The sequence below is a fragment of the Streptomyces sp. NBC_00989 genome (assembly GCF_045162655.1).
In the GTDB taxonomy this organism is placed as follows: domain Bacteria; phylum Actinomycetota; class Actinomycetes; order Streptomycetales; family Streptomycetaceae; genus Streptomyces.
The window spans coordinates 3,015,798-3,027,429 of sequence record NZ_CP108728.1 but is presented as its reverse complement, the minus strand read 5'-3'; the positions used below and the strand labels follow the sequence as shown (position 1 = coordinate 3,027,429).

The following is an 11,632-nucleotide window of genomic DNA, read 5'->3' as shown; positions in this document are numbered from 1 at the left end:
CTCAGCGCACCACCAGGGTCGCGGGGGAGGGTTCTTCGAGTCGTACCGAGGCCGCGTGCTCGCCCAGCAGAAAGCCGCGCAAGGTGTACGGCGCCGGGCAGGGCGCGGCCGGCAACTCCTGCTCCACCGTGCCGAGTCGCAGCAGGTCGGTGCCGGGGATGCGCAACAGGGTCGTGCCGTCGGCCGCGCTGCGCGGCCGGAGTGTGCCGCTGCGCGCGACGCACACGAACTCCGGGGCGTCGTCGTGGTCCCCGCCCTCCGGCGTGGACAGCGTGACCCGCAGCAGCGGCGGCCGCCCCCGGCCGAGCAACCGGCGCGGAGCACGCACCAGCTGATAGCCGATGGCCGTGTCGGGCGGCAGCAGCACCTCGGCCGAATCCGGTACGACGACGACGGCGCCGGGCACATGGGGAGCGGCGGCGACCCGGACGCGTACGGCCCGCGGCCCCACCGGCAGCCGCAGCCCGCCCCGCCGGTAGGCGTGCGCGGTGAGACTGCGCTCACCGGTGTCCCAACTCACCCTGAGATGAGGGGTGTCACCGGGCCAGTCCAGGGAGACCTCCGCCTCGCCGCCCGGCAGCCGCCGCGCGGCGAGCCCGGTCACCGGACGCAGCACCTCGACATCGACCCCGGGACCGGCCAGCGCCCGCTCCCCGAGGACGGCGACGGCGGCGACCCGGACACTCACGCCGGGCGGCGGACACAGCGCGCCGTCCCGCTCGGGCCAGCCGATCCCGGCCGGCAGGTCCCGCGTGTGCAGTTCGGTGCCGGGGGCCGGGGGCTCACCGGGCCACTCCACCAGCCGTACGTCCGTGTCCTCGGCGCCGCTCCAGGCGAACCGGACGGTCTCGCCCTCGGGTCGGGCGGTGAGCGTGCGTACGGGAGAGGGCCAGGGGTGGACGGTACGGGTGGTGCGGACGCCGGGGGAGGCGACCGGCTGTCGGCCGGGGGAGCGGTAGTGGCAGACGACGCGGACGGTGTGGCGGCCGGGCGGCAGGCCCGTCGCGGTGAACCCCTCGGCGTGGAGGGTGAGTTGCTCGGCCGTGGCGTCCGGTCCGGTGCGCTCGACCGTCACGTCCGCGGCCCCCGGCGGGCGCTTCCAGGTGCCCTCGATCCGCTCCGGCCCGTCGGTCAGGGTGAGCCCTTCCACCTCCGGGGTGACGAGCAGCCGGTGCGAGACGAGGGGCGGGCCGTCCACGAGCCCGTCCCGCAGGGGAAGGGCGGCGTAGCGGACGGCACTCCCGAGCACCAACGCCTCGTCACGCGCGGCCACTTCACGCACGGTCGGCGCACCCCGCTCGTCGCGGTACAGACACAGCAGCCGCCAGTCACCGTCCGAGCCCGCCTCGTCCCAGGCCAACCGCACGTGGTCCAGGCCGAGTTCGGCGTCCAGGGCGGCCGGCTCACCGGCCCGCGGCCGGTGCACCCGCACCAGTCCGCGCAACGCCCGCCGGTCGTCGGTGACTTCACGCAGCGCGCGCAGATACTCCGCACCGGCGGTTTCCGCGTCCCGGTCGTCCTCGGCCCGCCGCGCCGCGAGCAACGCCCCGTCGACCACGGCGAACCGTGCGGCCGACTCGGTCCGCAGCGACCGTAAGGCAGGGTCGTCGGTGCCGTGCGGCAGCCGTTCCAGCAGGGTGCGGACCCGGTGCAGCCGGTGCTGTTCCCACGCTCCGGCGAGGGACTCGGCGGCCTGGCGTTCCCGCCGGTCGAGGGCGGGCCGCAGGCGGGCCGCCGCCACGAGCCCGGCGACCTCGTCGGGGTGCACCCCCAACTGGGCAGCCGTGTGCGGGCGTTCCTTCACCGGCCGGTCCTGAAGCAGTCCTATCAGCTGGTACAGCACGACCCTGCGGACCGCCTGCGGATCACGCCGCTGCGCCTCGGCGAGCAGTCCGGCGAGTCCGGCGGCCGGGGCCGGGGCGCGGGCGAGGTCCTCCAGGAACGGAACGTCCACCCGACGGCGACCGCGCCCGCCGGACGGCACGTACACCCCGTCGAGGACGCCGAGCCCACCGACACCGGGCGGCAGCAGCACCTCGCCCAAGTGCCGTAAGCCCAGGCCGTGTTGGGCGGCGACGAGGTCGCCGTAGGCCGCGACGAAGGGGCTCAGCGGCAGCCCGGACAGTGCCCGGGGCAGCCCCAGATGATGCCCGAAGTCACGACCCGCCACGTGTACTGCTCCCCCGCTAGCTCCGCGAGGAACCATCCCAGCAGATCCGGGGCCCCGGGGAGACGGTTTTTCAGGAATCGGGGCAGGTCGGGGCAGCCATGTGCATACGGCTCACGGGAAGCGTCCCGGCTCAGGTGCTCACGTCTGGTGACGCGGGCCGTCCGGCCGGCCGGTGGAACCGTCAGGCCATGGCCGGGTACCGGTCGCGCGCCGCGGCCGCGTAGCGGTCCAGGAGGAGAGCGGCCAGTTCCGGGGCGGGGCCGAGCACATCGGCCAGCACGTCCGCGCCCGCTTCGGCCGCGCCCGCCGCGATACGGTCCGGCAGCCGCCCGGGCGCGATGACGTACGGGGCGACGGCCACCCGGCGCACCCCCCGCGCGCGCAGCTCACGTACCGCGTCCTGAGTGCGCGGAAGGGCGGCGGAGGCGAACGCGGGCCGCACGACGCACCAGCCGGAACGCTCCCACGTCCGCGCGATGTCCGTGATCACCGCCATCGCCTCCGGGTCGGTGGACCCCGCCGAGGCCAGCACGATCCCGGTCGAGGACCTGTCGGCGGGCGTCAACCCGGCCTCGTAGAGCCGTCGTTCGAGGGCGTGGAGGAGGAGCGGGGACGGGCCCAGGACCTCCGCCTGCCTGATCCGCAGCCGCGGCGGCGCGTCCCGCAGGACCGCGGGGATGTCGGCCTTCGCGTGGAACGCGCGGGTCAGGAGCAGGGGGAGGGCTATGACGTCCCGCACGCCCTCCGCCGCGAGTGACTCCAACACCCCTTGCACGGAAGGGGTGTTGAAATCCAGGAAGCCGACCTCCACGCGCAGCCCGGGCCGCCGCGACCGTACCCGGCGCACGAGGGCGTGGACGGTCGCGGCGTGCCGCGGATCACGGCTGCCGTGGGCGATGACGAGGAGGACCGGCCTCTGCTGCATGGGACTCAGCTCAGCTCTTCACCAGCAGACCCCGGCTGCGCAGCACCCACCGCTCCACCGGGCTGAAGAGCAGCAGGTCGATGGCGATACCGACGAACAGGATCAGGACGATCGCCTCGAACACCATCGCCATGTCGCTGGCGGTGCGGCCGTTCTCCAGCAACTGGCCCAGACCCACGCCGAGATCGGGGAAGTTCGCGATGATCTCCGCCGCCATCAGGGAGCGCCACGAGAACGCCCAGCCCTGCTTCAGGCCCGCCACATAGCCGGGGAGCGCCGCCGGCAGCGTGACATGCCAGATGCCCTTGACGCCGGTCGCGCCCATCGTGCGGCCCGCCCGCAGGAACAGCGGCGGCACCTGGTCGACGCCGGACACCAGGCCGTTGGCGATCGAGGGGACCGCGCCGAGCAGGATCACCGTGTACATCATCGAGTTGTTCAGACCCAGCCAGATCACGGCCGGCGGCACCCAGGCCACCGACGGCAGCGACTGGAGCCCGGACAGGATCGGGCCGATCGCCGCGCGGATGAACTTCACCCGCGCCACCACCAGACCCAGCGGGGTGCCGATCAGCAGCGCGAAGAAGAAGCCCAGCAGACCGCGCGAGACGCTGGTCCAGATGTAGCCGAGGAGATCGCCCTTCAGCCAGGCGTCCTTGAACTCGCCTCCCACGGCGCCCGGTGAGGGCAGCTTGCTCGGGTCGTCGACGATCGGGGTCAGGACGAACCAGACGACCATGACCACCGCGAGGGCGACGATCGGCGGGAAGATCTTGCTGACGAACGTCTGCCGGAAGGTCGGACGGCTGGTGACGACGCGGTCCAGGGCGTCCAGACCGGCTTCCACGGAGATGTTCTGTCCGAGGGTGCCCGCCGCCTCTCCGGTCGGGTCCGTCGTCTTCGTCTCACTGCTGGCCATGACGGCGGATCTCCCCACGCAGTACATCGGTGATCTCAAGGGACAGTTCGGCCACGGGCGCGTCCTCGATGCGGCGCGGCTGCGGGATGTCGACCGTCCACTCGCGGGCGATCCGGCCGGGCCGGGAGGACAGCAGGATCACCCGCTGGGCGAGCCGCACCGCTTCCCGCACGTTGTGCGTGACGAACAGGACGGAGAGTCCCGTCTCGCCCCAGATACGGGTCAGTTCGTCGTGCAGGACGTCCCGCGTGATGGCGTCCAGCGCCGCGAACGGCTCGTCCATCAGCAGGATGCGGCTCTCCTGCGCGAGCGCGCGGGCCATGGCGACCCGCTGGCGCATACCGCCGGACAGTTCGTGCACGCGCTTGCCGTACGAGCCCTGCAACCGGACCAGTTCGAGCAGCTCCTCGGTCCTGCCGCGCCGCTCCTCCTTCGGAACTCCCCTGAGTTTCAGGGCGAGTTCGATGTTCTTGCCCGCGGTGAGCCAGGGGAACAGGGCGTGCTCCTGGAACATCAGCGCGGGGCGGCCGTCCGTCGTGATGGACCCGGTGCTGGGCCTGTCGAGGCCCGCCACCAGGTTCAGCAGGGTGGACTTGCCGCAGCCCGAGGCCCCCAGGAGGGTGACGAACTCGCCGGGCGCGACATCGATGGTGATGTCGTCCAGGACGAGCTGCTGCCCACCCGGTGTCGCGAAGGACTTCGAGACATGCTCAAGGCGTGCCGCGTACTCGACCGACGCGGTGGTCTCCTTGGCGAACGTCGTGGCCATGGTCGTCACCTCCTGGGAAGTCATCGGGATCCCTCGGTCAGCTCGTGCCGAGGCCGGCGGCGTCGACCGTGCTGTCGCCGTCCGCCTTGAGGACCTTGTTGAGCAGCGTGAGGTCGTAGATGCCGTTCAGATCGGGCTTCTCCAGCAGACCGGCCTTCACCGCGTGCTCCGCCTCGGAGCTGAGGGTGGCGGCCAGCGGGTCGTTGGTGAACTGGATCGAACTCCACGCCGGGTCGAGCACGTTGGCGGGCAGCGCCTTGCCGGAGTCGGCCTCCAGCTGCTTGTTCGCCGCGGCCTTCGCCTCCGTCGGGTTGGCGTTGATCCACTTGTTGGCCGCGACCGAGCCCTTCAGGACGGCCTCGACGACCTTCGGGTGCGCCTTCAGGAACTTCTGCGACACGATGATGTTCGTGATCACGAACTTCTTGTCGGGCCACAGCGTCGACTCGTCGAGCAGCACCTTGCCGCCCTCGGCGACCAGCTTCGACGCGGTCGGCTCCGGCACCCAGGCGCCGTCGATCGAACCGGCCTTGAAGGCGTCCGGGGTGATCTTGTTGTCGGTGCGGACGACGGTCACATCGCCCTTGCCGCTCTGCGCGTCGACCTTCCAGCCCTGGTCCGCGATCCAGTTGAGGAACGCCACGTCCTGCGTGTTGCCCAGCTGAGGCGTCGCGATCTTCTTGCCCTTGACGTCCTTCAGGGACTTGATCTTCTTCGGGTTGACGACCAGCTTCACGCCGCCGGACGCCGAACCGCCGATGATCTTCAGGCTCTTGCCGTCGGACTTGGTGTAGCCGTTGATCGCCGGGGAGGGGCCGATCCAGCCGATGTCGATGGAGTTCGAGTTGAGCGCCTCGATCTCGGACGGTCCGGCGTTGAAGGTCGCATAGGACGCCTTGGTGGCGCCCAACGCCTTCTGGAAGAAGCCCTGTTCACGGCCGACCAGCGCGGTTCCGTGGGTCAGGTTGCCGAAGTAGCCGATCTTCACGGTGTCGAGGCCCTCGATCTTCGAGGACCCGGCGGCGACCTTCTCCTTGGAGTTGGTGCTCTTGGAGTCCGACCCGTAACCGCAGGCGGCGAGGGTGAGCAGAGGGAGCGCGGCGATCACGGCTATGCCGCGACGCAGGTATGTCGAGCGGTTGGCAGGCACGGGAGGTGTTCCTCTCGTTGGCCCGGCGGTCACGGTCTCAGCTCGTGGCCGGGAGGTCGGCAGGTCTTCGTTTTCGTCGCGTCCGGGACGGCGGGTGGGGGGACTGGGCGCGCAAGCGGTGCGCGTACGTCAGCACGCACATCGCGCCACCCCGCCCTGCCCGCTGCCGAGGGCGCCGCTGCCGACGCGGCCGCCCTCCTTCGCGAACGTGGAGTAGAAGTCCATGGACGTCATGTCAGAAGTCCCAACCGTCGTCGTCGGACGGGTCCTTGACCGGCTCCGGCGCCGCGAACGACTCGCCGACCATGCCGGCGGTGAGCGTGGTGCCGTCCGCCGGGTCGATCAGGATGAACGAGCCCGTGCGCCGAGAGTCGGCGTACGAGTCGACCGGCAGCGGCTCCGCGGTGCGGATCTTCACCCGGCCGATGTCGTTGGCGACGAGCTGTCCCGGATGCGGGTGCAGGGACAGGTCGTCGAGCGTGAGCCGGGACGGGATGTCCTTGACGATCGCCTTCACCGTGCGGGTGCCGTGCTTGAGGAGAACCCGGTGGCCCACGGTCAGCGGCGCGTCGGCGACATGGCAGACGGTCGCCTCGATGTCCTGCGTGGTCGCCGGGGCGTCCTTGCTGGGCACGATGAGGTCGCCGCGCGAGATGTCGATGTCGTCCTCCAGCAGGAGGGTCACCGACTGTGTGGTCCAGGCGGTCCTGACCGGCTTGCCGAGCAGGTCGATGGCGGAGATCTTCGTGGCCCGCCCGGACGGCAGGACCGTCACGGCCTCGCCGACGCGGAAGGTACCGGCCGCGATCTGACCCGCGTACCCCCGGTAGTCCGGGAGGTCGGCGCTCTGCGGGCGGATCACGTACTGCACGGGCAGCCGCGCGTGGCAGTGGGTCAGGTCGTGGGCGACCGGCACCGACTCCAGGTGCTCCAGGAAGGTCGGCCCGCCGTACCAGTCCATGTTCGCGGACGGGTCCACCACGTTGTCCCCGGCCAGTGCCGAGATCGGGATCGCGGTGATCTCCGGGACGCCCAACTCGCTGGCGTACGCGGTGAATTCCTCGGCGATCGCGGCGAACACGGACTCCTTGTACTCGACCAGGTCCATCTTGTTGACCGCGAGCACCACGTGCGGGACACGCAGCAGCGCGGCGATCGCCGCGTGGCGTCGGGTCTGCTCGACGACACCGTTGCGGGCGTCGACGAGGATCACCGTCAGCTCGGCCGTGGAGGCACCCGTCACCATGTTGCGGGTGTACTGCACGTGACCGGGCGTGTCGGCGAGGATGAACCGGCGCCGGGGCGTGGCGAAGTAGCGGTACGCCACGTCGATGGTGATGCCCTGCTCCCGCTCGGCCCGCAGACCGTCGGTGAGCAGCGCGAGGTCGGGACCGTCCTGGCCGCGGTCGGCCGACACCCGCTGCACGGCCTCCATCTGGTCGGTGAGCACCGACTTGGAGTCGTGCAACAGCCGTCCTACGAGCGTGGACTTGCCGTCGTCGACGGAGCCCGCCGTGGCGAACCGCAGCAGCGTGGTGGCCGAGAGCTCCTCGGTCGTGATGGTGCTCATGTCTAGAAGTACCCCTCGCGCTTGCGGTCTTCCATCGCGGCCTCGGACATCTTGTCGTCGGCGCGCGTGGCGCCCCGCTCGGTCAGCCGGGAGGCGGCGATCTCGGTGATGACCTGCTCCAGGGTCACCGCGTCGGAGTCCACGGCACCGGTGCACGACATGTCGCCCACGGTCCGGTACCGGACGAGCCGCTTCTCCACGGTCTCCTCCGCCTTCGGCCCGCCCCACTCACCGGCGGTCAGCCACATGCCGTCCCGCGCGAACACCTCACGCTCGTGCGCGAAGTAGATCTGGGGCAGTTCGATGCCCTCGCGGGCGATGTACTGCCAGACGTCCAGCTCGGTCCAGTTGGAGAGGGGGAACACGCGGACGTGTTCGCCGGGGGCGTGCCGGCCGTTGTAGAGGTTCCACAGCTCGGGCCGCTGCCGGCGCGGGTCCCACTGCGAGAACTCGTCGCGCAGCGAGAACACCCGCTCCTTCGCCCGGGCCTTCTCCTCGTCCCTGCGTCCGCCGCCGAAGACCGCGTCGAACTTCTCGCTCTGGATCTTCTCGGTCAACGGGACGGTCTGGAGCGGGTTGCGTGTCCCGTCGGGGCGTTCGCGCAGCACACCGCGGTCGATGTAGTCCTGTACGGAGGCCACATGGAGGCGGAGTCCATGTGCGGCGACCACACGGTCCCGGTACTCAAGGACTTCGGGGAAGTTGTGTCCGGTGTCCACATGCAAGAGCGAGAAGGGCACCGGCGCGGGCGCGAACGCCTTCAGCGCCAGGTGCAGCATGACGATCGAGTCCTTGCCGCCGGAGAAGAGGATCACCGGCCGCTCGAACTCGCCCGCCACCTCACGGAAGATGTGCACCGCCTCGGACTCGAGAGCGTCCAGGTGCGAGAGGGCGTACGGCGTGTCCGTATCCCCGTCGGTCTTGGCAACGGTCGTCGTCATGCCAGTCCCCTCTCGGTGAGCAGCGCGTGGACAGCCGCCGCCGACTCCTGCACGGTCTGGTGCTGCGACTCGATCCGCAGGTCGGGCGACTCGGGCTCCTCGTACGGGTCGTCGACCCCGGTGAGCCCGGTCAGTTCACCGGCGGCCTGCTTGGCGTAGAGACCCTTCACATCGCGTACGGAGCACACGTCGACCGGGGTCGCCACATGCACCTCGACATAGGCGGCGCCGCTCTCCTGGTGCCGCTTGCGGACGGCCTCGCGGCTGTCGGTGTACGGGGCGATGACCGGGACGAGCGCCTTGACGCCGTTGCGGGCGAGCAGCTCGGCGAGGAAGCCGATGCGCTGCACGTTGGTGTGCCGGTCCTCGCGGGAGAAGCCGAGGCCCGCCGAGATGAACTCGCGGATCTCGTCGCCGTCGAGCACCTCGACGAGGTGGCCCTCCTCGCGCAGCCGGTCTGCCAGCTCGTACGCGATGGTGGTCTTGCCGGCACTCGGCAGACCCGTGAGCCAGACGGTGGCTCCGGTCGTCACTTGGTTCTCCTGATCCGTAGAAAGCACATGCGTCGGTGTCGAAGGCACCCGCGTCGAAGGCGTGGCCGCGGTCACTCGTGCAGCCCGCACTCGGTCTTCCCGCGCCCCGCCCAGCGGCCGGCGCGTGCGTCCTCGCCCTCCAGGACCCGGCGGGTGCAGGGCGCGCAGCCGACGGACGCGTAGCCGTCCATCAGCAACGGGTTGGTGAGGACGCCGTGTTCGGCGACGTACGCGTCCACGTCGTCCTGGGTCCAGCGGGCGATGGGGGAGACCTTGACCTTCCGGCGCTTCTCGTCCCAGCCGACGACCGGGGTGTTCGCCCGGGTCGGGGACTCGTCGCGGCGCAGTCCGGTCGCCCAGGCCGCGTACTTGGTGAGGCCCTGCTCCAGCGGCTGCACCTTGCGGAGCTTGCAGCACAAGTCCGGGTCCCGGTCGTGGAGTTGCGGGCCGTACTCGGCGTCCTGCTCGGCGACGGACTGGCGCGGGGTGAGCGTGATGACGTTGACGTCCATCACGGCCTCGACGGCGTCGCGGGTGCCGATGGTCTCGGGGAAGTGGTAGCCGGTGTCGAGGAACACCACGTCGACGCCGGGCATCGCGCGGGAGGCGAGGTGGGCGACCACCGCGTCCTCCATCGAGGAGGTCACGCAGAACTGTTTGCCGAAGGTGGCGACCGCCCACTGGAGGATCTCCAGCGCGGAGGCGTCCTCCAGGTCACGGCCCGCCTGCTCGGCCAGGGCTTTCAAGTCGTCGGTGGGGCGCGCTTTCTGAGTCGTCGTCATATCTCGTCTCCCCCTGCGTCGGTCTGCCGGAGCCCCCGGGCGAGGAGCCCGAGGAACTTCAGCTGAAAGGCCCGATTGCATGCCGCGCATTCCCACGCGCCATGGCCCTGCTCGTTGGGACGCAGGTCCTCGTCGCCGCAGTAGGGGCAGTAGAAGGGAGCCGCTCGCTCGCTCACGTGAGGGACTCCTCGCTGGCACGCGTGGCCCAGGCGGCGAAGCGCTCGCCGTCCTCGCGCTCCTCCTGGAACCGGGTGAGGACCCGCTCGACGTAGTCGGGCAGTTCCTCCGAAGTGACCTTCAGGCCACGGACCTTGCGGCCGAAACCGGCTTCCAGGCCGAGCGCGCCGCCGAGGTGCACCTGGAAGCCCTCGACCTGCTCGCCCTGGTCGTTGAGGACCAACTGGCCCTTGAGACCGATGTCCGCGACCTGGATACGGGCGCAGGCGTTCGGGCACCCGTTGATGTTGATGGTGATCGGCTCGTCGAACTCCGGGATGCGGCGCTCCAGTTCGTCGATGAGCGTGATGCCGCGCTGCTTCGTCTCGACGATCGCGAGCTTGCAGTACTCGATGCCGGTGCAGGCCATGGTGCCGCGCCGGAAGGGGGACGGCTTGGCGGTGAGACCCAGTGCCTCCAGGCCCTCCACCAGGGAATCGATCTGCCCTTCCTCGACATCGAGCACGATCATCTTCTGCTCGACCGTCGTGCGCAGCCGGCCCGAGCCGTGCGCCTGCGCCAGTTCGGCGATCTTCGTGAGCGTGGTGCCGTCGACACGGCCGACGCGCGGTGCGAAACCGACGTAGAACAGGCCGTCCTGCTGGCGGTGGACGCCGACGTGGTCGCGCCAGCGGGCCACCGGCTGGGCGGGCGCCGGGCCGTCGACGAGCTTGCGCTTGAGGTACTCGTCCTCCAGGACCTGGCGGAACTTCTCCTGGCCCCAGTCGGCGACGAGGAACTTCAGGCGGGCGCGGGTGCGCAGCCGGCGGTAGCCGTAGTCGCGGAAGATGCCGATCACGCCGGCCCAGACGTCCGGGACCTCGTCCAGCGGGACCCAGGCGCCGAGCCGGACGCCGATCTTCGGGTTGGTGGACAGACCGCCGCCGACCCACAGGTCGAAACCGGGGCCGTGCTCGGGGTGGTTCACGCCGACGAACGCGATGTCGTTGATCTCGTGGGCGACGTCGAGGAGCGGGGAGCCGGAGATCGCCGTCTTGAACTTGCGCGGCAGGTTGGAGAATTCCTTGGTGCCGATGTAGCGGGCGTGGATCTCGTCGATCGCCGAGGAACCGTCGATGATCTCGTCCTCGGCAATCCCGGCGACGGGCGAGCCGAGGATGGTGCGGGGCGTGTCACCGCAGGCCTCGGTGGTGGAGAGACCGACCGCCTCCAGGCGGTTCCAGATCTCGGGCACGTCCTCGATGCGGATCCAGTGGTACTGCACGTTCTGCCGGTCGGTGAGGTCGGCCGTGCCGCGCGCGAACTCCTGCGAGATCTCGCCGATCACCCGCAGCTGGTCCGTGGTCAGCCGGCCGCCGTCGATCCGGACGCGCAGCATGAAGTACTTGTCGTCCAGCTCCTCCGGCTCCAGGATCGCGGTCTTGCCGCCGTCGATCCCGGGCTTGCGCTGGGTGTACAGCCCCCACCAGCGCATACGGCCGCGGAGGTCGTTCGGGTCGATCGAGTCGAAGCCGCGCTTGGAGTAGATCGTCTCAATGCGTGTCCGCACATTGAGACCGTCGTCGTCCTTCTTGAACTGCTCGTTGCCGTTGAGGGGGGTGAAGTGTCCGGCGGCCCACTGACCCTCACCGCGGTGACGGCTCACCTTGCGGCGGGGCGCTGCGGATGCAGGGTTCTCGGGGGTGGCGGCCATGTT

At 70.5% G+C, this 11,632-nt stretch carries 11 protein-coding genes; all 11 read right to left on the bottom strand.

All coding sequences use genetic code 11. From position 1 onward, the window contains the following. Position 1: 1 nt before the first annotated feature. The 11 genes from OG714_RS13185 to OG714_RS13135 all read right to left on the bottom strand — a co-directional run bounded on the left by OG714_RS13185 (position 2) and on the right by OG714_RS13135 (position 11,629). Positions 2-2,170 (bottom strand): hypothetical protein, encoded by a 2,169-nt coding sequence (locus OG714_RS13185; RefSeq protein ID WP_406120737.1) that lies wholly within the window; start codon positions 2,168-2,170, stop codon positions 2-4. A 181-nt stretch (positions 2,171-2,351) separates the two neighbouring features. Further along, on the bottom strand, positions 2,352-3,095 hold the full coding sequence (locus tag OG714_RS13180; protein WP_406120735.1) for a sirohydrochlorin chelatase: 744 nt from the start codon (positions 3,093-3,095) through the stop codon (positions 2,352-2,354). A gap of 10 nt (positions 3,096-3,105) precedes the next feature. Continuing rightward, entirely contained in the window at positions 3,106-4,014 is a 909-nt protein-coding gene (locus OG714_RS13175; protein ID WP_406120733.1) for an ABC transporter permease, read from the bottom strand. Then, positions 4,001-4,783 carry an ABC transporter ATP-binding protein gene (locus tag OG714_RS13170; RefSeq protein ID WP_406131805.1) on the bottom strand — a complete coding sequence of 261 codons (783 nt, stop codon included), beginning with the start codon at positions 4,781-4,783 and terminating at the stop codon, positions 4,001-4,003. The genes OG714_RS13175 and OG714_RS13170 overlap by 14 nt, the downstream gene beginning before the upstream one ends. Before the next feature lie 37 nt (positions 4,784-4,820). Then, positions 4,821-5,933: an aliphatic sulfonate ABC transporter substrate-binding protein gene (locus tag OG714_RS13165; RefSeq protein ID WP_406120731.1), complete on the bottom strand. Its 1,113-nt coding sequence runs from the start codon at positions 5,931-5,933 to the stop codon at positions 4,821-4,823. Positions 5,934-6,168: 235 nt separating this feature from the next. Continuing rightward, entirely contained in the window at positions 6,169-7,503 is a 1,335-nt protein-coding gene (locus OG714_RS13160; RefSeq protein WP_406120729.1) for a sulfate adenylyltransferase subunit 1, read from the bottom strand. Between the two features lie 2 nt (positions 7,504-7,505). Beyond that, complete coding sequence (gene cysD / locus OG714_RS13155) at positions 7,506-8,444, bottom strand: sulfate adenylyltransferase subunit CysD (RefSeq protein WP_406120727.1); 939 nt, start codon at positions 8,442-8,444, stop codon at positions 7,506-7,508. Beyond that, positions 8,441-9,025, bottom strand: coding sequence for an adenylyl-sulfate kinase (cysC, locus tag OG714_RS13150; RefSeq protein WP_406120725.1), 585 nt, complete (start codon positions 9,023-9,025; stop codon positions 8,441-8,443). The genes cysD and cysC overlap by 4 nt, the downstream gene beginning before the upstream one ends. 23 nt (positions 9,026-9,048) lie before the next feature. Beyond that, positions 9,049-9,759 carry a phosphoadenylyl-sulfate reductase gene (locus OG714_RS13145; RefSeq protein WP_365303642.1) on the bottom strand — a complete coding sequence of 237 codons (711 nt, stop codon included), beginning with the start codon at positions 9,757-9,759 and terminating at the stop codon, positions 9,049-9,051. Next, entirely contained in the window at positions 9,756-9,935 is a 180-nt protein-coding gene (locus tag OG714_RS13140) for a hypothetical protein (RefSeq protein WP_328677244.1), read from the bottom strand. The genes OG714_RS13145 and OG714_RS13140 overlap by 4 nt, the downstream gene beginning before the upstream one ends. Then, positions 9,932-11,629, bottom strand: coding sequence for a nitrite/sulfite reductase (locus OG714_RS13135; RefSeq protein WP_406120723.1), 1,698 nt, complete (start codon positions 11,627-11,629; stop codon positions 9,932-9,934). Before OG714_RS13135 ends, OG714_RS13140 begins: the two co-directional genes overlap by 4 nt. Positions 11,630-11,632 lie beyond the last annotated feature (3 nt).